23 protein-coding genes and 2 pseudogenes are annotated in these 21,679 nt (G+C 63.3%); 15 read left to right on the top strand and 10 right to left on the bottom strand.

What is annotated here, in order from left to right; translation table 11 throughout:
* From AC07M8_RS17765 to AC07M8_RS17730, 8 genes are all read left to right on the top strand, one after another.
* On the top strand, positions 1-228 hold a 228-nt coding region (locus tag AC07M8_RS17765; protein WP_495175558.1), incomplete at its 5' end, for a hypothetical protein.
* Positions 229-284: 56 nt separating this feature from the next.
* Complete coding sequence (locus AC07M8_RS17760) at positions 285-716, top strand: methyltransferase domain-containing protein (protein WP_495175557.1); 432 nt, start codon at positions 285-287, stop codon at positions 714-716.
* Positions 713-976: a hypothetical protein gene (locus AC07M8_RS17755; RefSeq protein WP_495175556.1), complete on the top strand. Its 264-nt coding sequence runs from the start codon at positions 713-715 to the stop codon at positions 974-976. Before AC07M8_RS17760 ends, AC07M8_RS17755 begins: the two co-directional genes overlap by 4 nt.
* Before the next feature lie 19 nt (positions 977-995).
* Complete coding sequence (gene lysA / locus AC07M8_RS17750) at positions 996-2,249, top strand: diaminopimelate decarboxylase (RefSeq protein ID WP_495175555.1); 1,254 nt, start codon at positions 996-998, stop codon at positions 2,247-2,249.
* A 1,489-nt stretch (positions 2,250-3,738) separates the two neighbouring features.
* Entirely contained in the window at positions 3,739-3,912 is a 174-nt protein-coding gene (locus AC07M8_RS17745; protein WP_495175554.1) for a hypothetical protein, read from the top strand.
* Positions 3,913-4,226: 314 nt separating this feature from the next.
* Complete coding sequence (locus AC07M8_RS17740; RefSeq protein WP_495175553.1) at positions 4,227-4,805, top strand: hypothetical protein; 579 nt, start codon at positions 4,227-4,229, stop codon at positions 4,803-4,805.
* A 337-nt stretch (positions 4,806-5,142) separates the two neighbouring features.
* A complete protein-coding gene (locus tag AC07M8_RS17735) occupies positions 5,143-5,817 on the top strand; it encodes a hypothetical protein (protein WP_495175552.1) in 675 nt (224 codons plus the stop codon).
* 447 nt (positions 5,818-6,264) lie between these two features.
* The gene (locus AC07M8_RS17730; protein ID WP_495175551.1) at positions 6,265-6,573 is read left to right on the top strand and encodes a hypothetical protein; all 309 of its coding nucleotides are present in this window, start codon (positions 6,265-6,267) and stop codon (positions 6,571-6,573) included.
* Between the two features lie 291 nt (positions 6,574-6,864).
* On the opposite strand, the gene AC07M8_RS17725 is transcribed toward AC07M8_RS17730, so the two are convergent.
* The 9 genes and pseudogenes from AC07M8_RS17725 to AC07M8_RS17685 all read right to left on the bottom strand — a co-directional run bounded on the left by AC07M8_RS17725 (position 6,865) and on the right by AC07M8_RS17685 (position 13,595).
* Entirely contained in the window at positions 6,865-7,320 is a 456-nt protein-coding gene (locus AC07M8_RS17725) for a hypothetical protein (RefSeq protein ID WP_495175563.1), read from the bottom strand.
* A gap of 126 nt (positions 7,321-7,446) precedes the next feature.
* A pseudogene (locus AC07M8_RS17720) lies at positions 7,447-7,665 on the bottom strand (recombinase family protein); the annotation flags it as partial.
* Positions 7,629-7,805 (bottom strand): recombinase family protein, encoded by a 177-nt coding sequence (locus AC07M8_RS17715; RefSeq protein ID WP_495175562.1) that lies wholly within the window; start codon positions 7,803-7,805, stop codon positions 7,629-7,631. The gene AC07M8_RS17715 and the pseudogene AC07M8_RS17720, both read right to left, overlap by 37 nt.
* Positions 7,806-8,092: 287 nt before the next feature.
* Positions 8,093-8,323, bottom strand: a pseudogene (locus tag AC07M8_RS17710) (helix-turn-helix domain-containing protein); the annotation flags it as partial.
* A gap of 244 nt (positions 8,324-8,567) precedes the next feature.
* Positions 8,568-8,966 (bottom strand): VOC family protein, encoded by a 399-nt coding sequence (locus tag AC07M8_RS17705; protein ID WP_495175550.1) that lies wholly within the window; start codon positions 8,964-8,966, stop codon positions 8,568-8,570.
* 137 nt (positions 8,967-9,103) lie between these two features.
* A complete protein-coding gene (locus AC07M8_RS17700; RefSeq protein WP_495175549.1) occupies positions 9,104-10,228 on the bottom strand; it encodes a catalase family protein in 1,125 nt (374 codons plus the stop codon).
* 65 nt (positions 10,229-10,293) lie between these two features.
* On the bottom strand, positions 10,294-10,872 hold the full coding sequence (locus tag AC07M8_RS17695) for a DUF4142 domain-containing protein (RefSeq protein WP_495175548.1): 579 nt from the start codon (positions 10,870-10,872) through the stop codon (positions 10,294-10,296).
* Between the two features lie 131 nt (positions 10,873-11,003).
* The gene (locus AC07M8_RS17690) at positions 11,004-11,933 is read right to left on the bottom strand and encodes a cupin domain-containing protein (RefSeq protein ID WP_495175547.1); all 930 of its coding nucleotides are present in this window, start codon (positions 11,931-11,933) and stop codon (positions 11,004-11,006) included.
* Positions 11,934-12,695: 762 nt separating this feature from the next.
* Complete coding sequence (locus tag AC07M8_RS17685) at positions 12,696-13,595, bottom strand: LysR substrate-binding domain-containing protein (protein WP_495175546.1); 900 nt, start codon at positions 13,593-13,595, stop codon at positions 12,696-12,698.
* Between the two features lie 112 nt (positions 13,596-13,707).
* Here AC07M8_RS17685 and AC07M8_RS17680 point away from each other — a divergent pair, with 112 nt between their 5' ends.
* The 5 genes from AC07M8_RS17680 to AC07M8_RS17660 all read left to right on the top strand — a co-directional run bounded on the left by AC07M8_RS17680 (position 13,708) and on the right by AC07M8_RS17660 (position 16,877).
* The gene (locus AC07M8_RS17680; RefSeq protein WP_495175545.1) at positions 13,708-14,460 is read left to right on the top strand and encodes an SDR family NAD(P)-dependent oxidoreductase; all 753 of its coding nucleotides are present in this window, start codon (positions 13,708-13,710) and stop codon (positions 14,458-14,460) included.
* Positions 14,461-14,492: 32 nt separating this feature from the next.
* The gene (locus AC07M8_RS17675; RefSeq protein ID WP_495175544.1) at positions 14,493-14,855 is read left to right on the top strand and encodes a nuclear transport factor 2 family protein; all 363 of its coding nucleotides are present in this window, start codon (positions 14,493-14,495) and stop codon (positions 14,853-14,855) included.
* A 305-nt stretch (positions 14,856-15,160) separates the two neighbouring features.
* A complete protein-coding gene (locus AC07M8_RS17670) occupies positions 15,161-15,313 on the top strand; it encodes a hypothetical protein (protein WP_495175543.1) in 153 nt (50 codons plus the stop codon).
* A 321-nt stretch (positions 15,314-15,634) separates the two neighbouring features.
* A complete protein-coding gene (locus tag AC07M8_RS17665) occupies positions 15,635-15,859 on the top strand; it encodes a hypothetical protein (protein WP_495175542.1) in 225 nt (74 codons plus the stop codon).
* A gap of 187 nt (positions 15,860-16,046) precedes the next feature.
* Positions 16,047-16,877 (top strand): 23S rRNA (adenine(2030)-N(6))-methyltransferase RlmJ, encoded by an 831-nt coding sequence (locus AC07M8_RS17660; RefSeq protein ID WP_495175541.1) that lies wholly within the window; start codon positions 16,047-16,049, stop codon positions 16,875-16,877.
* 112 nt (positions 16,878-16,989) lie between these two features.
* Here AC07M8_RS17660 and AC07M8_RS17655 read toward each other — a convergent pair whose 3' ends face one another.
* Positions 16,990-17,247, bottom strand: coding sequence for a hypothetical protein (locus AC07M8_RS17655; protein ID WP_495175540.1), 258 nt, complete (start codon positions 17,245-17,247; stop codon positions 16,990-16,992).
* A 257-nt stretch (positions 17,248-17,504) separates the two neighbouring features.
* On the opposite strand from AC07M8_RS17655, the gene pip reads away from it, so the two are divergent.
* The gene (gene pip, locus AC07M8_RS17650; protein WP_495175539.1) at positions 17,505-18,596 is read left to right on the top strand and encodes a prolyl aminopeptidase; all 1,092 of its coding nucleotides are present in this window, start codon (positions 17,505-17,507) and stop codon (positions 18,594-18,596) included.
* Between the two features lie 425 nt (positions 18,597-19,021).
* Positions 19,022-21,571, top strand: coding sequence for a TonB-dependent receptor (locus AC07M8_RS17645; RefSeq protein WP_495175538.1), 2,550 nt, complete (start codon positions 19,022-19,024; stop codon positions 21,569-21,571).
* The last annotated feature ends 108 nt before the right edge of the window (positions 21,572-21,679 follow it).

The following is a 21,679-nucleotide window of genomic DNA, read 5'->3' as shown; positions in this document are numbered from 1 at the left end:
ATCATCTACGTCGGACAGGATTGCGCCGGACACTGGCTGGTCCAGGACAGCAACAAGTGCCTCGAAGGCCGGTTCGTCTCGCAGGCGGCGGCGATGAGCTTCGCTCGCGCCGAGCGGCAGATCTACCATGGCTCGGTGATGATTGCGGCAGAGCCGCTCGCGCCGTTGATATCCTTCGCGCCAGTCGCTGCGCATGAGCATGCGTCGGCGCAGGAGGCACGGCGATGACCAGCCTATTTCTTCGTCATCCCGGCGCCCCGGCATCAACGCACCGGGCATCGGCTGTGGCGCCGGACAGCCGGGGAGCGCTGCACGATCCGCGCTGGCCGGCACTTGACGCGGCGCTTGTCGCGCTGCGGCTGCGGCGACGCTGTGCGGTACGCATCGTGGACGCCGATTGCGGCGCGGGAGCGCTGCTGCTCCATGCCGCGGGCCGGGCCCGCGAACTCGGCTTCACCGCCATCGAGGTTCGCGGCATCGATGGGTCGCCGACACTGATCGGCCAAGCCCGGACGGCGGCCCGATCGTTGTCCGACCCGGCGATCGGCGTCACGTTCGAGCTTGCCGACGCACACGCCGCGCTGCGCGACGAAGCCGATTTCCCTGCGGACATCGTGCTGTGGTCGGGCGCGCGCCGGCCTGGAATCGACGAGGCGTTGTCGCGCGCTGCCGATCTCGTCATCCGCGATCCCGCGGATCGGGGTGACGACGCATGACGAAGCGTGATCTGACATGGCGGGCGGCAGGGGCGGTGCTGAGCCTGTGCGCCTGTGCCGTGGCGCTGACGATGAACGGCTCTCCGCTAATCCTCCTGCTCTTTCCGCTGGTGCTGTTCGGGCTGACGCTGATGATCAACGGCAAGCGGGTCGCCGTCGCCTGGCGCGCCGAACGCCGAGGTCACGTCCACACCGCGACAGTGATCCACGCCCAACGCATCCGTCGCCATCGCCGCCGTGTCGACGAGGCGGACGCCTGACCCACGATTGCAGGAAACCATGACCTACTTTGCTCATCGCAACGGCATCCTCCATGCCGAAGACGTCCCGCTGACCCGCGTCGCCGATGAGGTGGGCACCGCCGTTCACGTCTATTCGGCGGCCGCGTTGCGTGCCTCGGCCGACGCCTTTTCGGGCGCCCTGGCGCGGATCGGCGGCGCCCGGCTGGCATTCGCCGTCAAGGCCAACCCTAATATCACGCTGCTGCGCCTGCTCGCCTCGCGCGGCTATGGCGCCGATATCGTCTCGGGCGGCGAACTGAGCTGCGCGCTGGCGGCGGGAATGGCACCAAAGGACATCGTGTTCTCGGGCGTCGGCAAGACCGACGCCGAGATGATCCAGGCGCTCGAGGCCGGCATCGGTCAGTTCAACCTGGAGCTGGAAGAGGAAGGCGCCGTGCTCTCCGCGCTGGCGGCGGCCCGGGGCCTGCGCGCGCCGGCGGTGCTGCGAATCAACCCGGACGTCGACGCCGGTACCCATGCCAAAATCTCGACCGGTCGCCGCGAGAACAAGTTCGGCGTGCCAATCGTCGACGCGGCGGCGATGTACGATCGGCTTGCTGGGCATGAGGGCCTCGATCTGCGCGGCGTCGCCGTTCACATCGGAAGCCAGCTTCACGAGCTAGCGCCTCTAGAGCAGGCGTACAGCCGCGTCGGTGCTCTTATCAGTGAATTACGCGCGCATGGGCATGCAGTCAGTCAAGTCGATCTCGGAGGTGGACTAGGTGTTCCTTACGCCGCGGGCGAGATCACCGCTACGCTTGCCGATTACGCATCAATGGTTGAGCGCATTACGGCCGACTGGAATGTCGTCCTTACCTTTGAGCCTGGCCGGATCATCGTTGCCGCCTCTGGTCTGCTGCTTACTCGCGTGATCTGGGTCAAGCCGGGCGTTCGATACCCCTATGTGATCGTAGATGCGGCGATGAACGATCTCGTGCGCCCTGCCATGTATGGAGCGATTCACCGGTTTGAGGCGGTAGCTCCCGATGGCAGGTGCATGATCGCCAATATCGCTGGACCGGTTTGCGAGACAGGAGACACGTTCGCACTGGCTTCACAGATCGATCGAGTGCAGCGAGGCGATCTAGCCGTCTTCCACACCACAGGTGCTTATGGCGCATCGATGGCTTCCACATACAATTGCCGGCCGATTATCCCACAGGTCCTGGTTGATGGCGCGGGATATGACACGGTAGGCGGCCACGTTGAGCCGTTTGCTCTGGCTGCTGATCAGCAACGCCGTTCGATATGACCAGTCGTAGTCTCAACGCCATTCTTAGATCAGACGTGACAGACATGCTACGTTCGCGCCGATGACTGAACGGACCAGCTATTATCGTGAGCGTTTTCGTAAACGACTTGTCTGGCTTTACTCTGTTACCCTAATCGGCATATTAATGTTGCTGGTAGCGGCGGTGCTTTCGCCTATACCTGCCTATATGCATCGACTGGGCATTGCCTTGACGATCTTTGGTTCGCTGGCCCAATTATGGGCGACCTGGAGCTACGTACGCGAGCGCTAAGACTCTTTATGCTAGCGCCTGCCTTGCGCTCCTCGAAGGGAAGCGGTTGTTGAGCTTTCATCGGATAATGCCCTCCGGGAAAAAGCCATACACCGCGAGCGCTCGCACGACCGACATGAACAAATGGCAGATTGCGGGAGGCGCAAGGCTCTCGCTAATTGTCGGCTAGTGGGTCATCGGAGCCGCAAAGCTGCCAGTCAGTTGTCGCCCAAATTGCGCCGAAAGATCCAGGTTGCCATTTTCTCTAAAGCGGTCATTCTGCGCAGCGTGAAATACTAACAACGCCTGACGTGGGAGACGTTTATGCGGTTCTTGTTTGGCCTTGCGCTCGCGTGTTCGACAATCCTCGCTCCGCCAGTGGTCGCAGAGAACCACATTGAAACGTCGTGGGGTAAGGCTGGTGTGCCTTTGGACCGATATGCCCAAGACGCGGCTGAGTGCACCGAAACCTCACGCTACGTGATGGCCTACATTAAGCCAGAGACACTCCGTGAGCTTGATACACTAAGCTCTGCGCAGTTGCTCGATACAGTCATTCAGATTGGGTCAAGCGCCCCAATGAATGTCGTACAAGCTATAACTAAACTCAGGTCAGCGGACGACATTGCGCGGAGAAGCAACACCTTTGGAGCAAAATACGTTGCCATGGTCTCCCTCGACGTTCGGGATCAACTCCAAGCCGTAATAGACCGGTGCCTCATCGAGCGGGGGTACGTCCAAATCCACCTCACGGATGACCAGGCAAACGCACTTCGTCGGTTTAAACGGCATAGCCCCGAGCGAGTGGCTTATCTACATTCAATCGATGCAGACCCGGCGATCATCACTCGGCAGCGAGTGGAGACGGGTAACCAGCAATTGGCGGAGTAAGCACAAGGCCATTGGCGTGTGCACACGCTTCGAACGGCAGCTATGTGGGATCTTCTCCCGATAGCTGCCGTTCCGCTTTCCCACCAGGTTGCGACAATCGCGATTAGGAAGCGGACGCTGGAACGGCCCGTCAGCTTGCGCCCACTCCCCGGCGCTCAGCCGAACGATCGACTGAATGTTTGCTTGCCACCAGATCGCGACATTCGCCGGCGGAAAGCGGCCAGGCTGAAAGCGCCCATTGTCGGCCGTTAAGAGATGCCTCCTGCTTTCCCAATTGCAGACCTTCGTTCACTAGCGCACGATCGAACCATGACTTCGCAGCGATTTGTCCGGGCGCTCTTGTGGGCCATGACCGCCCTGCTCGCGAGCTTCTTCCTTATCAACGTGATCATGATCGCTTGGTACACACATATAGACCCTCACGATGGCCAAGGCGGCCTAGCGGCGATGATCTGGTCCCTCATAATCGCGCCGGTCTGCGGATTGGCGACGTTGGCGATCGTTCTGCGTCGAGGCGGCTAACGCGACCGCGGACATCAAGGGAGCCTGCAGGTTGCTTTATTGCGGTCGGGTGCGCGTCTGATTAGGCTCATGTGACGACAGGGGAGAGGTGATGGTATGAGCCTGAAGGCATTCGCTCTTGTTGCTTTGTACGCATGCTCCCTTGCCGGGAGTTCGAAGGCCCAAAGCGACACCAGTCAAACTGCGGACCGGAATGCAGGAGAAAGCGAACCGCTTGATATTGTCGTGGTCGGGAAGCGCCCGACTAGGTTGGGGCCGTCGCCAAAGACACCCCCCCCCGCTGCGTGCGACGCCCTGGCGACCCAGTTGATCTTGTGCGAGTCGGGATTGTCAAGACCGATCAGCGCGTCATCGCACCGGACAAGCGAGGTGTGCTGAGGTTGCAGGCTGATCGAGAACAGATTTCCGGCTCAGACACTTGGCAGCGCGCTGGCAACGGCATCGGGCAGTATGTCTTTCGCGTCCCTGAAAACGGTGATCCCATGTGCATCGGTGCGGCCGTGACCTCGCCTAGTGGCTGGGGCCAGCTACGCCAGATTGTGAAGACCACGCCAGCAATGATTGGGCGTTACCTGCACTTCTCTGCCATCGTTGCGGCGCGCGATGCCGAAGAAGTTCGCTTCTGGCTTGCGCCGGGCGGCTATGGTACGCGAGTAATGGGCGGCGACACGCATCGAGATCCGCTCCACGGCACTTTCGGGTGGCAGCAACTCGATGTGATCGTAGGCCCAGTCTTTTACGGAGCCGACCATGTAAGCTACGGCTTCCTGCTCTGGGGTAAAGGAGATGTTTGGCTCTCCGACCCGAAGCTCGAGGTTCAAACGCTCGATCAGGTTCGCAAAATACCGAGCTTGCCTCTTACGGTCCAGCGGGAGTCAGCAGACCTCCGATAAACGCATCGGTCGTCTGCCCAAGATCGAAAAGGTCGATAGCCGCCTAAACCGGCCATTCCCGGAACTCGCTCATTTTAGGAAGAGCAGCCATCTGCCCAATGTCAGGTATTGCAGCCCAACGCGCCGGAAGCGGCTGTTCCGCATCCCACCAGATCGCGACATTCGCAGCTTGCGAAGCGGACCCTGGAAGCAGCCAGTCGGCAAGCGCCCAACAGCAGACATCCGCGGGGTAGCGGGGTTTCTTCAAGTTTGCCGTTAGTGCCGTATCTGTTGCAGCATGACGTCTCACACCCAGAGGTCGACGTTCTTCATGGAAGAGTAACCGAGGGCTACAATAATGGCCCTCATGGATGAAACAGGCAAAGATCGCACCATTGAGGCAGCCCTTAAGCATTTTGGAAATGCCGCTGCGGTCGCGCTGACCATACTGATATCAATGAATTTAGCATGGGGCTTGATGGCTTCATCCGTGCTGATGACGCCGACACCGCGTGGGTTTCATTGGACATGCGTGACGGCGGGCGCGCTCGCTGGCCTGCTACCAGGCCTTCGCTTAGCTGTTGCCACAAACAACGGAATTACAGGAGTGTTCACTGCCATAATAATTAGCACGTTAGCAGCAGTTGGCTTTGGCGCGTTGGCGGGAGGTTTGGCACCGCGCATCTACAATGCTTATACCTTCTATGGCAACCACTCACCTTGGCGGCCTGTCCAATACCGAATTATAAACCAAGGCTTGTCGTCGTCTCGAGGAGGGCCGGACGTCCACATAGACCCCTACAATGCTGGAGAAGTCGATATTGCAATTGACAGTTACGATCACTCTCTCTTGCAGGCGGCGTTCAGAAGGGGAACTATGAATGACTTCTGCTTAAATGCTTTGGAGCAGCACGCAGGCGGCGTCATACGAGCGAGGTGGCCGAAAGGACTTGCGAGCAAATATCCAAAGATATTGCCGTGTGAATTAGCGCGAGCGACCATCGTGTTTCCTCAACAACGAGCCCGCAAATAAGGGCGGACTGTCGCCTAACCACCAGGCCGCGCCGTTCACGATCGGCAAAGCGGAAGCCACAAGCTGCCGGACGGCAGTCGCCCAATTCCGGTCATTGACGCTCTCGCGCTCGGGCATCACAATCAAGCTCATGTCGCTCAAAGCAGCACTGATTTGGCTTGCGGGCACAGCGGTCGTGTTCCTCATGTGCGGCTTCGCTATGCTTCGCTTTGGCCCTCACATGAACGCGCCAGCGATCGTCTACCCGTTCATAGCGACTTGGGGAATTAGCGCGCTCGCGTGGCCCCTGTTCGTGGTGCTCGCCTACCGAGCGCGGAATGATCGCTGATCACCAAGCTGCGACGTACGTGGCTGAAGGCGCGGACTTTAAAACCGGTTCGGCTGGAAACGCCCAGAAGCGATGTTGGCGTCGGTTGCACAATCGCAGTGTTTCAGCAGCGAGGCTCAATGGACACTGACCCGTTGGCTTCTCGCATCTCCATACGCGTTCGCTTGCCTGTGGTGGCTGTCGGTGTCGCGTCGCTTGTTATCGCCCTGGCCAACCTTGGTGACGTCATCGATGACCAGCTAGTCATCGTTGCGGGCATCACAGTGGGTGCAGCTGCTGCCGCGATGTTCTTTTCCGCCGCGTTCGACATGCGCTTTCAACGTGCTGTCTCGGACCTTAACGCCGAGCCGCCCAGCTGGGATCCACCAGACCTCGTCGTTCCCGCACCATCGTCGGCAGCAAGGCAGTGGGCGGCAGCACCAAATTAGCTATCGACGGCTTAGGCATCCGTAACAATCAACGTATGATGACGGCCAAATCCTGTCCCCGCAACCAACGACGTAACACTCAAAGCCCCAGTCCCGACGGACCGGGGCTTTTGTGCGTTCTGACCGCGGCTGCCTCCAGACGCCGCGTCGTCGGCGAACTCGAGCATCCGGAACAGGTCGCCCTTCAGCTTCAGTCGCCGAATATTTTCGCCGCGGGAATCGCTCGCGTGCACCACGACTGTTCGACCGGCCGCCGTATTGCGTCTCGTGCAGGACCAGCTTCAGTGCCGCTCAGATGCTGTTCGGGGCTTTCGACGGTCTGCGCGTATTCCGCTTCATAGTTCGCTGGCAGGCGCACGACGGTGCGGTCCGGGGCGCTGGCGAGTTCGACGGCGAGCTGGGCTTCCTCGGCTTCCAGTTCCTTGAGCCTGGCTGGCAGCGCCTTCGGGCCGTCATCGCCGTCTTCGAGACGCCGTACGATCTTGGCGATGCGTCGCCGCGCCTCGTTGAGCGCGTGCTCGAACGGCCTGCGATCTGCACGGGTCGTCCGCTGCTGCTCGTCGAGTTCGCGCTGCAGTTCGCGTGCGAACCGGCCGATGATCTCTGGCGTGAGGAGACGGTCGCGGATGCCCGCCAGCGCGAGACGTTCGAGTTCCTCGATGGGGTGGAGGCATTGCTGCACGCCTTGCGCAGAGCCGCCTTGCAGCGCCAGCGCCTACCGGTGCCGACGAACGCGCCGCCGCACACGCCGCAGGTCACAAGGCCGGACAGCAATTGGGCGGGGCGTCTGGCGCCGCTGAGCGGATTGCCGGACAGCTTGAACTTTTCATCGCAGGCGATACGCGCGTCGACCTGACGAACCTTCACCGCATCCCACAACGACTGCTCGATGATGCGCAGGCTCGGCTCGTCACGCACGACCCACTCCGCCTCCCGGTTCAGGCAGGGCTTGCGGGCGAAACCGCGGCGCTCGTTGGGGACCTCCACCCAGCGCCGCCTGTTGAAGATGCGCCGCCCGATGTAGATTTCGTTGTTGAGGATGCCCTCTGCGAGTGTCACGTCTCCCGACAAGGTCGACGGGTTCCAGATACCCGCATTGTATTTTCCGCGCTCGCGGACGCGCGGGGAGGGAGGCCTTCCGCGTTGAACGTGTTGCAGATCTGCTTCAGGCTCTGTCCGTCAGCATAGAGCTGGAAGATGCGACGGATGAGCGCTGCCTGTTCCTCGTCGATCGCTAGGTGTTTGTGGCGGTGCGTTCTACTTCAGGCATCTCCATGATCATTCTCCGACGGCCAGATTGGCCGACTGAAGAACGCATTTGAGCCCGATGAGCAGGAATGGCTTGAGGCAACCGCCGACCAGACCCGGTCGTAACATCAGCATCAGTGAACGTCCGGTCCTGCCGGAAGCTGCCGATCAGCGTGCGCGAAGCGTCTGGTCGGCACTGCGCCCGAAGGCCGTCGATCGTTCATGTCGATGCAAGTTTGGTAAGAGCGGCTCTCAGCGACCGGTTGCCGCCTCACTGCATCTGGCTCGCTGTCCGCTCGTGCCCGCGAGCATAGGAGGTCGGTGAAGCGCCGACTTGCCGTGCGAACGCCACGCCAAACGTGCTCGAGGAGCTGTATCCCACGCGCTGCGCGACCTCGGCGACGCTAAGGCTGTCGCAGCCTAATATCTGCTTGGTGATCGCCATGCGCCAGCCAAGCAGATATTCCATTGACGTAAAGGCCGACCTCCTGACGACATCGGTCGAAAAACGTCGAAGGCGATAGCGCCGCCTCCTTGGCCAACTCTCTTACCGTCCAAGCTCGGCTCGGCTCAACTCGGCGTGCATCTGGCGCAGAGCTGGTGCCAGCTGTCGTCGGCCAAGCCCGCGCAGCAAACCGGGGGCTGGGGTCGGCCCCGTGGTGGCGCAGAATGTGTCGATCAGCAGCACTTCGAGAAGACACGCAAGCACCGCGGCGCTCTTGGAATCCAGCTACATGCGTGGCATGTCACTTGGGGAAGTGAATTCCGCAAAGCTTGTTCCCGTCCGGATCGCGAACATAAGCTAACTCGATCACTCCCATGGCGGCCGTTTCGCGAGGCCCAGGCGCCGCTTCGATCGACGTACCACCAGCAGCGACAGCGACGTCGTGAAACTGCCGCACTTGCCCGGGCGAGTCGCACGAGAAGGCGACAGTGCTGCCGTTTGCCACGGTCGCCGGCTCATCGTTGATGGGCTGTGAGACAATGAAGTTGGTACCATTCTCGTTACGGTAGAAGAGTCGCGTATGGCCGCTGTCGGCTATGTTCAGCGTCGCCCCATCCACCCCAAGGACGCCGAGAACCTCATCGTAAAAACGTTTCGACCGTTCGATGTCGTTTGATCCGACCATGGTATGGAACAGCACGTGTGATCTCCTGAAGTCTGATTGCATTAAAAGATGGCCATCGGCATGTGTACACTTGCGAAAACGCACGGCACGTCACCGCTCCGGCCAGAGTATTGGCCAGAGCAGAACATCGTGAGGCCTTTGCTCCCGCTGGCCTAGTCGATCGTCGGCCCCTGTGACGGCACGTCCGCCAGCGAACGCGGCTCATGGATCGGGCAGCCATTGTGCGATCCGCGGTAAGCGACCGACTGCTCGTAGACGGGCCGACGCGATCGATTGATCCCGCCGAGCGGCCGGAACGCGGCAAGGCCATGCCAGGGGCTGAACGACGTGCCCTTTTCCTTCGCGTTGCTGACGCCGACTTCCCAGCCGAGTTGGGCTGGCACGCTGAGTCGCGCGACCGCGCGATAAGGGCTGGCCGCCTCGTCCCACAGCGCCGATGCGTCCTCGACAGGCATCGCCTCGAGGTCGGTGCACAGCTGCACGCGCACTTCCCACACGCTGTCCTGCTCGATCAGCGTTGCGCGCATGTCTTCGCGGAGCGCGTCGGGTCGCCCCGAGGTGTCGATCTTGCTGCCGGTCAGTTCGGTGAGATTGGGCGAGACCGGGGCGACCGAGATCTTGGCGATATAGTCGCCGTAACGGATCGGCACCTGGCTGTAATAGGTTTCGCCGGCCGGATGGGTCTGCGGCGCGCCGCCGAGCGTCTGTACGGTGGGGCTGGCGATCCCGACCGCCTCGAGCGCGGCGTCGATCGTCTGCATCGTCGCTGAGAATGCCTTCTTGAAGCCTTCGGCGCGATCGGTCGATGCGGCGAGCAGCTTCAGATTGGCGAGGAACGCTTTGGGCGTCGCCGACGCGAACGCCGGCCCATTGACGAGCACAAAGTCCTGAGTCGTGTCGCTTTCCGCGCCCGGCAGGCGCTCGCCCGTCACGCCGATGATCTTCAGCCCGAGCCCGCGTGGAACGCTGACGCTGTCATCGAGGATGTCGCCCGGCAAGGTCGAGAAACGCAGCAACGCCTCGTAGCTGCCGGCGGTCGCGAACAGGCCTTGCGCCAGTTCCGGCGCGAGGCCGGGAAGGACTTCGAGCGTCCCGCTGACGATCGCGTGACCCTTGGCGTGGATGCCCCGGATCGCCGTACCATAATCCGCCCGCGTCTTGTCCTGGATGGCTTTCACCTGCTCCCCCAGACCCTTGATCGCTTCCGCCTCGCCGTCGGGGATCGTCTCCACATCGGGAGAGAAGCGAACGGGCTGATTGTACGGGACATTGGACATGAGCAGGACCTTGTATGAGAGCGATCGACGGCGGCCTGGCCCGCGACACGGGCCAGGCCGAGACTTCAGGCGCGAAGCTCGCGCGCGATGCGCTGGGTGATCATCGTGTGTTCCTTGAACGTCGCGAGCGCGAGCGTCGCGAGATGCCGTCCGTGCATCTCCGCCATGTCGCTGGGGTTCGGCGGCGAATTGCCGAGATAGGCGGTCGCCAGATCGCGCAGGAACACGTGGTTCTCATATTGCGCGTCGATGTACGCGCGGTCGAACGCGGCGCCGGGCGCCGCCGAGCGGATCTTGTCCAGCGTCGCCTGCGCCTTGGCATCCATCGGCGGCACTGGCGTGCCGAGCTGCTTGAGCACGGTGGTGACGGCGATCGCCTCGGCCAGCTCGAAGCCGGCGAACTCGCGCGCGTCGGCCTTGCGCGCGCGATCGACCGCGATCTGGCTGGTGGCCAGCGACAGCATCGCCGGTCCGATCACCCCCATCGAAAATTGCTGGTTCGTGCGCGTGCCCGACACGTCGGGCATTGGCATCGCAGCGGGATCGTTCATCATCCGGCCGTTTCGCTGCGCCATCGCCATGGCGGGAACGGCGACGAGAGCGGCGGCGGCTCCGGTCAGAATCGTGCGGCGATCGGTATTCATGATGCTTCTCCTGTTGGTGGACCGAAGCACCTGTGCGCGAAGACCCGGTGTCATGACGGCTCGCCTCAAGGCGAGTTCCCGCACTGCCGATCGATTGGATGCCGCGCCTGTCACCTTGGACGATCGGACACCTACTGCGGCGATATCGCGTGTTCCGACGTCTCGCGATAACGGGTCGGGGACGCGCCATGAGCAGCTTCGAAAGCGCGCGCAAACGACCGCGAGCCAGTATAGCCGACACTCGCCGCGACGGCCTTGATCGGAAGATCGGTGACTTCGAGCAGGCGCGCAGCGACCCTCAACCGGGCCTTCTGCACGAAGTCGATCGGTCCTTGTCCAAAGGCGCGAGAGAAATGATCGGAGAATGACGCCCGGCTCATGCCGGCGAGGGACGCGAGGCTATCGACGGTGTAATGCGCGCCGGGCCGCTCGACGATGGCGGCGACCGCTTTCGCCAAGCGGGGATGGTTAACCGCCGCGGCGAGCAGCGCGTCATCCGCGATCGATCGCCAGTGTCCGCGCAACAGGGTGATCAGTGCCTGCTTCATCAGCGCCTGGCATATTGCCTGCGTGCCGAGGCCAGCGTGCGCCACTTCCCTGCGCATCATGTCGAAAATTGCCGGGGGGATGTGGCTGGCGGCGAGGGTCTCGACGACAGGCTGGCGCAGCAGATCGAACACGCCGAGCGCCGCATCGTGCGGCGCCGAAACCGCCGCGCAGAGGAGCAGCGTGTCTTCCGTGCCGTCGCCGGCGGTGAATTCGACCAGTCCGTCGCCGATCAGCTCACATTGCTCAGCGGCCGGCCCGACATCGGCGGTGGACCGGGCGTCGCCGACCCAATGCGGTTGCAGGGCCGGGACGATTAGAACGCTGGACGGCGAGAAGGAGAGCGGCTCGGCATCGCCGACCTGCAGAAACCCGCTCCCCCGCAGGACGAAGTGGATCGTGATGACCTTGAAAACCGGAAACGTCATCCGCCAGCCGGATTGAATCCGGCAGACCGAAAAGGCGTGCGGCGTCACGTCCAGGGCAGTGAGGAGGCGGTCGAGACTCTGGTCCATCGTCACTCTCCTGGCAGGGACAAGCGTCCCGCGACCCGGAAATGTTCCGGCTGGAACGCCCGGCGGCTCGCAACTTGAAGGGGAGGTTGAAGCGTTCCCGACGCAGGGACGCGCACATCGACAATTTCTTGGTATCGCTTGACTGAGGCTAGGCAGGTGGTGGCGATGCGTTGCCTGCCCGCTCACTGCCAATTGCGCCTCAATGGGCGACTGATATTAGAAAAGGGGCGAGCCAGCGGGAATGACCGCTTCAACCGAAAGCTGACGTCTTTCGCGGGACCTACGAATGACGGCTTCGTCCCAGTCGGCGCCTATTAGGCACTTGCTTCGAGCAGCTTTGGAACGCAGGCTTTGAGGTTCACTGCTTACCTAGCTGGGTCAGGCTCTGCCTTGATCCGCGCAGGCGGCTAAATATCGATGATTGGCGAAGTGTGGCACCGTTCAATGCATGTCCCCGCAACCAACGACACAAATCATAACGCCGCCCTCACGGGCGGCGTTGTCGTTTGCGGACAAGACCGGACATGGGTGCCGAGCGACCATGATCGTGTCGCACCCGCCGGATCCTATCCAAGTCGTCCCATGGCACCGAGGGCTGGTTCTTTCGAGGGATCAATAGTTCCCGGCTGCCTGATGACCGTCCACCGTGGACGCTCCGCGCGCCCGCCACAGAAGGTTGTCGCTGCGTTTAAGCCATAAGCTACTCTATGTTGACCGACACGCCTGTCGATCCGCGCGCCTCGCCGTGCTCGCCCACGCGCGTTAGCGGCCGAGCGGGCCCTGTGCGAACCCGAGTGCGAGATGATCGATCAGCGCGCGCACCGCGGGGGCAAGGCCCCGACGGGTCGTGAAGACGAGATGGACGATGCCGCGTTGCCCGCGCCAGGCCGGCAGGACATGGACGAGGTTACCTGCCGCCAGCGCAGCGCGGCAGACGTGATCGGGGAGCAGGGCTACACCGAGCCCTTCGACCGCCGCCCGGCGCACCGCCGCCATGTCGCTGCAGCCAAGCCGCGCCTCGCCGCGCTGGACATGCGTGCGTCCGTCATCGGTCTCGAGGTGCCAGGCGAGATCGTCCGCCGCATCGCTCGTGCTCAACCCCGGCATCGTCGCCAGCGCAGTCACGTCGTCGATCCGGCTCGCCAGTTGCGGACTGGCGACGAGGATACGCGTCGACTGGCCCAACGACCGCATCGTCAGGGCAGCATCGCTGGTCAGTGCGGTGCGGACACGCAGCGCGAGGTCGATCCGCTCCTCGATCAGGTCGACCGCGCGATCGGTCGCGACGAGCTGCAGCCGGACCTTGGGATAGCGCGCGAGGAACCCGGCGATCAGGCTGGAGATCGGCTCGATCATCCCCGTCGGGCAGCTGAACCGCACGCGGCCGTGCGGCTCGGCCTGCGCCTGCACCACCAGCGCTTCGGCCTGCTCCGCCTCCGCCAGCATCGCGCGGCAGCGTACGTAAAAGGCCTGCCCGGTGTCGGTGACGCGAAAGCGCCGGCTCGATCGCTCGATCAGGCGTAATCCCAGTCTGTCTTCAAGGCCCGCGATCCGACGGCTGAGCTTGGACTTCGGCTCGCCCAGCGCACGGCCTGCGGCGGCGAACCCGCCATGCGTGACCACCTCGGCGAAATAGGCCAGGTCGTTCAGGTCGATCTGCATCGTTCCTCCAGTGGAACGCTGTGTGCCATATCAACCGACTACACGCATCATCGTTCTGGCCCCAGTTAAAGCGGGCGACGGCATCCCGCCGCTACATTCGAGGAGACTGACGATGACGGACCGGTTTGCGAACAAGGTGGTGGTGGTGACGTGCGGCACGAGCGGCATCGGTCTCGCGACCGCAAAAGCGTTTGCCGACGAGGGCGCGGCGGTGTTCGTCACCGGGCGGCGCCAGGCAACGCTCGACGCGGCGGTGAAGCAGATCGGCGGGCGCGTTACCGGGGTGCAGGGCGATATGGCCAACCTCGCCGACATCGACCGGCTCTACGATGCGGTCCAGCAGCAGCATGCCCAGATTGACGTGGTGTTCGCCAATGCCGGTGGTGGCGAGATGGTGCCGCTCGGCGCGATCACCGAGGAGCATTATCAGAAGACGTTCGACATCAATGTGAAGGGCGTGCTGTTCACCGTTCAAAAGGCGCTGCCGCTGCTCAAGGATGGCGCGTCGGTGATCCTGACCAGCTCGACCACCAGCATCTCGGGCACGCCGGCGTTCAGCGTCTACTCCGCGACCAAGGCGGCGATCCGCAACTTCGCGCGCAACTGGATCCTCGATCTCAAGGATCGCCGCATCCGGGTCAATGCGATCAGCCCCGGCGTGACCGACACTGCGGGCCTCGACGAACTGTTCGGCGGGGGTGAGCAGGCGGCCGGCACCAAGGACTATCTCGCCAGCCTGATCCCGCTCGGTCGCGTCGGGCAGCCGGAGGAAATCGCCAAGGCGGTGTTGTTCCTCGCCTCGGACGATGCCAGCTTCATCAACGGTGTGGAGCTGTTCGTCGATGGCGGTCAGGCTCAGATCTGAACCACCGCCAGATCCCGAACAGGAGACCGATCATGACGTACATCTCGACGCTGATGAGTCGCAACCTTCAGGACGTTTTCGGCGAAGCGGACCCGCAGCGGCGCCGGGCGGCAATTGCCGAGCTCTGGGCCGAGGACGGGGCCTTTTACGCACCTGACGGCATCCACCGCGGCCATGACGCCATCGATCGGAACGCAGGCGTGATCCGGGCGACGCACCCCGCATTCCGCTACGTCGAACTTGGCGCCCCCGAGGAGATCCACGGCACCGCCGGCCGCGTACGGTGGACATCGGGCGTACCCGGTGAGCCACCGGCCTATGCCGGCACCGACTTTGTCATCGCTCGCGACGGGAAGATCGCCGAGCTATACATGTTCTTCGATCAAGTCGGCTAAGCCACGTTGTCCGCTTCTGGTCTCGTGCGATCGGAAGCGGACGAACCGCTCCTGCGCGCCCACGGGGCGATCGTTGCCGCCGACGCGGCGCCGAACGTGGACCTACGTTGGGTCGAGCGAGTCGTTTGAGGCTTCATTGCCTGGTCGTTGCGCATCAGATAGGGGCCTGGCGTCGCGAAAAACGACGGCATGTCTACTCGGCTCGCCGTGACGCGCATGCACGGACCTGTGCCCTGCCAGCGGCTGCATACCACCGACGCGGCCGGCGCCAACACGTGCCGCCCACTGGAGCAGGAGCCCACGCTGTGCACGAACCCATCACCATCATCGGCGCCAGGCTTGACGGCCTTGCGCTGGCTTGCGTCTTGCGCCGGCACGGCGTCACCGCCGTCGTCTACGAGGGCGATGCCACGCCACAGGCGTACGGGCAGGGCGGGCTGTTGGACATCCACGAGTAGAGCGGCCAACGCGCGCTGGCCGATGCCGGGCTGGTCGACGCGTTTCGTCGTATCGTCAGGCCGGGGTGAAGACGCCAAGCGGATCGTCGACAAGGCGGGCACGATCTTGCTGGACCCGCCGGGCAACCCCGCCTCCACCGGCCGGAGCTCGATCGCGGCGACCTGCGCCGCCTGTCGATCGGCGCGCTTCCCCACGATGCGATACAGTGAGGCCACAAGCTGAGCGCCGTTCGCCCGCTGGGTTGGGGGGGGCGGCACAGCCTCGCATTCGCCGACGGCACGCAGACAACGGCGGCACTGCTCGTCGATGCGGCCCACCTGATGTGGCCGGTTGCCGGTGAAGGCGCCAATCTCGCCATGCTGGACGATGCCGATCTGGCCCGCGCGATCGTGACGTGGCCGAACGACCGCGAGTGCGCGCTCGCCGCCTACGAGGTCGCGCCGTTTGGGCGGAGCAAAGTCATCGCCGGCGAGAGCGCCCGCAACCTCGAGCGCTTCTTTGGCGTGGCGGCGCCAGCAAGCGTCGTCGAGCTGTTCGCACGCTAGGAGACCGACGACACCGGGCGAACGCCGGCGGTTTCCCCGAAGCCGGCTTGAAGCCTCGCCGCGCAAGTGCGTTGAAGGTTGCCGCCCGCCTTTATACTAGCGCCGGACTGATCGCTTCAATCGCTTTGCGCTCGGGAACCGCCCCTGCAGCACGGATGAAGGCAGATCGTCAGGATGTTGGGTTGCCATGAACTATCGCCATTCCTTCCACGCCGGCAACAGCGCCGATGTCGTCAAGCACAGCCTGCTGATCGCCCTGGTACGGGCCTTGCAGCAGAAACCGGGCGCGCTGACGCTGATCGACACTCATGCCGGCTGCGGGCTGTACGATCTTGGCGGCGATGACGCCCAACGCACCGGCGAGGCCACGCAGGGCGTGCTGCGGACCGTTGCCGACGAGAACCCGTTGCTGAACGACTATCGGGCCGCGGTACAGGCGGTGAATGTCGGGGCAGAGCCACATCTATACCCCGGCTCGCCTCGGATCCTGGCGCAGCTTCTGCGCCCGCAGGATTTGCTGATCCTGAACGAAAAACATCCCCAGGACGCCTATACCCTGCGCGGCGCGATGCGCGACACATCCGCTGCCGTGCACGAGCGCGACGCCTATGAGTTTTGGCTGGCGATGCTGCCGCCGCAAACCGCGCGCGGCGTGGTGGTGGTCGACCCGCCGTACGAGCAACTCGATGAACGCGACCGTATCACCGCGACCCTCGCCGCCGCTCACCGCAAATGGGCGCATGGCGTGACGGTGATCTGGTATCCGCTGAAGGACCGCGCCGCGCATTGGCGATGGAAGGAGCAGGTGCGCAAGCTCGGCATTCCGAAATTGCTGCAGGTGGAGCATTGGTTGTACGATAACGACCAGCCCGGCATCTATAATGGCGCCGGGCTTTTCATCGTCAACCCGCCCTATGCCTTCACGCAGGCACTGCCGCCTTTGCTGGAAGCCCTGCGTGCCGCGCTGGCGCCGGAGGGGCATAAGGGCGAGATCACAGCCGACTGGTCAGGCGGTTGAAGCGAGCTCTCGCCGCCCTTGCTTCTCAAGCACAACCGGTGCGCTTTGGTCTGGAGCGTAGCATCGCGCGAGGGGCGCTCGCCGTCGAGCCGGTCGGCGCTAACGGCCGCCGCTAGATTGCTGACCGTTGCCGAAGGAGCCGGTTCAGCTCATGGCGGTATTTCTTGCACGTTGTCGTCAGGCGACCCTCTTTCTCCTCGCCCAAGCATCTTGTGCGCAACGTGTTGTCGGCGCGATAGCGTCCTTCTGACAAATACTGGCCCATGCCATATTGCGCCGGGTTGGCGGCAGTAATGGTCTGCGCGTTCGAGGCCGCCGCGACACCGGCGACGAGAACGGCACAGAACAGGCCTGCGATCGTCTTTGTCATGATCCTTCCCTCTTCCCGCTGGCTGACAACGCTTGGCAAGTCGAAACGGTCGACGGTGGCTATGTGCCAGCGTGTGCGCCCAGCGGACCTTGTGCAATCCACCAGGCTGGGCATCGGCGCGGAACGTGAACAACGGTCACGGGGCGTGGATGGACGAGCCTGTTGAGCGGGAAACCGGGCGGCCGGGCGCGGTTGCGAACGGGAGCAGAGGCGGTTAGCCGTCGCACACGCAGTAAGGATGAACGATCATTATTCCCGTGCTTCAGGCGACCAGTGCCATAACGGACGAATGGACCTACCCCGCCGCCGACGCCCGTCGCAGCGGGTTGTTGCAGGTCGATTCCGCGCCCGACCACCGGCTCTACTGGGAGGAATATGGCAATCCGGCGGGCGAGCCGGTGATGTTCCTGCACGGCGGACCCGGCGGCGCCTGCGCGCCGGGGATGGCTCGCTTCTTCGATCCGGCCCGTTACCGCGTCATCCTGTTCGATCAGCGCGGCTGCGGCCGAAGCGAGCCGACCGTCGCCGAAGCGGGACCCCAGGTGGCGCTGACCCGCAATACCACCGACTATCTGGTCGAGGACATCAACGCCTTACGCGACGCGGTCGGTATCGTCGGCAAGATGCACGTGTTCGGCGGAAGCTGGGGCAGCACGCTCGCACTGGTCTATGCGATCCGCCATCCGCAGCATGTCGCCACGCTGATCCTGCGCGGCATCTTCATCGGCGCGCGCGAGGATCTGCGCTACATGTACCAAGGCAATGCCGCGACCTTCGCCGACGCGCCGTTCGCGCTGACCGAGCCCGGTAGCTATGTGACCTATCCCGACGAGTGGCGCGCGTTCGTCGAGGTCATTCCGGCCGATCGCCGCGCCGACATGATGCACGCCTATAAGGCGATCTTCGACATGGTGCCGCAGAACGACGCCGACCGCGCGCTGCAGTTGCGGGCGGCGCTGGCCTGGTCGGTGTGGGAAGGCACGATCTCCAACATGATCCCCCAGGACGATGATCCCGGCAAGTTCGGCGATGCCGAGTTCGCGCTGTCGTTCGCGCAGATCGAAGCCCATTTCTTTGCCAACCACCTGTTCCTCGAGCCGGATTATATCCTCCGCAACGTCGAGCGGATCGCAGCGATTCCGATGCACATCGTCCATGGCCGGTTCGACCAGGTGTGCCCGCTCACCCAGGCATCCCGGCTGGTCGCGGCGCTGGCCGCGGTCGGCGCGGCGCCGGTCACCTATGTGCGAACCAACGCCGGTCACAGCGCCATGGAGTTGCAGACAGCGCTGGCGTTGACGGCAATCATGGATGAGCTGGCGCCGATCGATCCACGCGATCAGCCATAGATCGGCGTCGCTGACTGCACCGCGGCGCACCAGCACCAAGCCTGCGACGCTTCGCCGCGGCGCTGGCATCATGAAGCACCAGATGCCCTGATGGCGCTTGGGCACAGCGCGGCGGAAGACGCCTTGATGACCGTTGCCGACCAGCGTGAGGCAAGCGTCTGTGCCGGCCGATCGCTGGCCCATGGCGCTGCGCCAGGCACATCGCGCCGCAGCAACGCGCGCCAACAATTGGACGCATCTGCGTAAAGCTCGGTCACAAAGTGGTGCTTGGGTGCAACGCAACAAAAGTCCGTTAATCAACGGGTTCGTAGCGCTCAGATCCGTCACAAAACTTACTCAATCGCTGGCAAAGGGGGCCTGCCGCATCTCGCGGCAAGTCGGCGCCCCAGGGGGGGGCTTTGAGGAAAATGATGCGACCGAAACACATGATGCTCGGTGTGGCCTATGCCGCGCTGATGATCCCAGCCGCTGCGTTCGCGCAGTCGACGGGCACCCGCGAGTTCGAGAAGTCGGACGACATCGTCGTGACCGGCGCCACCGCCGCCGAAGATTCTGGCGCGACGATCCCGGACAGCCCGAAGACCAAGGTCGCGCTCTCTAACGCCTTCCTCAGCCATGAGGTCGCCGGCCAGTCGGTGCTCGAGTCGATCAACAACCTGCCGGGCGTCAGCTTCACCAACAACGATGCTTACGGCTCGTCCGGTGGCACGCTGACCATCCGCGGCTTCGACGCCAGCCGCATCGCGCTGACCGTCGATGGCGTGCCGCTCAACGACACCGGCAATTACGCGATCTATTCGAACCAGCAGGTCGATCCCGAGCTGATCGAGCATGTCGAGGTCGTGCTCGGCTCCACCGATCTCGACAGCCCGACGGCGTCGGCCTCCGGATCGACGGTCAACTATGTCACGGTGACGCCCACCGACCAGCCCGGCGCGCGGATGGCAGGATCGATCGGCGATCTCGACATGATGCGCGTGTTCGGCATGATCAACACCGGCACGTTCACGCCCTGGGGCACCAAGGCCTGGTTCGCCGCGAGCAACCAGACGTACAACGCCCAATATTCGAACCAGGGCAAGATCGACAAGACCGCCTATAATTTCAAGATCTACCAGCCGATCGGCAGCAGCGGCGACTTCGTCTCGCTCGCGGGCAATTACAACGTCAACCGCAACAACAACACGCCCGATTTCTACCTCGATGCCGCGCCGCGCACCAAGGCCGCACGCGACCAGCATATCGCTGCCTGCCAGGTGGACGCACCGCAGGCCGGCGTTGCCGACACGCCCAACGCCTGCGGCACCGATTACACCGCGAGCTACAACCCGTCGAACACCGGCACGCTACGCGGCGCTTCCAGCTTCCACCTCGGCAGCAATCTGATCCTCTCGGTCGACCCGACCTACTGGTACACCAAGGCGAATGGCGGCTCGAGCGCGGTGAACGCGTATGAAGGCACGGGCGTTAATGGTCAGACCGGCTACGTCTTGGGCGCAAATGGCGCCGTAGGCTATTATTTCGGGCGGGATCTCAACGGCGACGGCGACGTGCTCGATACGCCAACCTGCACCGCGTTCAATGCCGCGGGCGCCTGCACCAAATATTCCAGCAACGGCGTCAAGCTTTACGCCCCGAGCCACACCCAGACCAATCGCGTGCTGGTGCTCAGCTCGTTGCTGTGGTCGCCGACCGACACCCAGTCGCTGCGCCTCAGCTACACCTATGACCATGCCCGTCACCGTCAGACCGGGGAGCTGGCCTCGCTGCAGCAGAACGGCTTCTCGACCGAGTATTTCCCGATCGACGATCCGCTGCTCGATGCCGATGGCAACATCGTCGAGAAGCGTAACCGCAAGTCGTACGTGACGCTCAACGAAGTCTCGGGCGAATATCGTGGCCGCTTTTTCGACAACCGTCTGACGGTGACGGGCGGTGTATCGGGCAAGTTCTTCCGCCGCGAGCTGAACAACTATTGCTTCACCACCTCGGCAACCGGCGGCGTCAGCTGCGTCGACGGCGATGCCACCGATCTCGCCGCCTATGCGACGGCGAACCCGGCCTACGTGCTGCCGCAGACCCGCAACTTCGCGTACAATCGCGTGCTGCCGAGCGCGGGCCTGACCTACAAGTTCGACAACGGCATGTCGCTGTATGCGAGCTATTCGGAAGGCATTCAGGTGCCGGGCACGGACAACCTCTACGCGTCCTTCTACAGCGCCCCCGGGGTCCAGAACACCAAGCCGGAGATCACGCAGAACTTCGATGCTGGTGTCCGTTATCACAGCAGCAAGGTCGAGGCGCAGGTCGGCCCGTGGTACACGATCTTCACCAACCGGCTGGCGTCGTCCTATGACCCGGTCAACGACATCACCGTCTACCGCAACCTCGGCACCGTGCATAAATATGGCGTCGACGGCAGCGTCACCTACCATCCGATCCGTCCGCTGACGCTCTATGCCTTCGGTTCGTATCTGAAGTCGAAGATCCTCGACGATGTCGTCACCGGCGAGTGCACCGCCGCCAATGTCACCGCAGGTCTCAACGCCGGCATCGGCACCTGCACCACCGCCGGCCAGTCCATCTACGCGCTGACCGCGGGCAAGCGTGAATCGGGCGCGCCGACCTATACCGCGGGCGGTCGTGCCCAGGTCGACGTCGACCCGGTCACCATCGGTGCCGAGCTCAAGCGCACCGGCCCGAGCTACCTCAACGACCAGAACCTCAACCTCGTCTACAACGGCGTCGATTACGGCAAGGTCACCAAGGGTTATACGGTGGTCAACCTCGACGCGCGGATGAACCTCGGCTGGACCGGTCTCAACGACAAGACCTATCTCCAGCTCAACGTCACCAACCTGTTCGACGTGCTGTACATCAACCACGCCGGCAGCGGCGTCGCCAACACCAACGACCCGTTTGTCTTCATCAGCCCGCCGCGCACCGTCTCGGCGACGCTGAACGTTCAGTTCTGAATCTGATCCTGTAAGTGTACTGGCCGCAGCCCCCGGCAACGGGGGCTGCGGTCTTGTTTTGTGCGTCGAGCGCCGGCGCGCCATCGACTGAAATGTCGAGCAACACCG

Source organism: Sphingomonas sp. GW821-FHT09E03, assembly GCF_059416225.1.
This window is presented reverse-complemented; position numbering and strand designations above follow the sequence as displayed.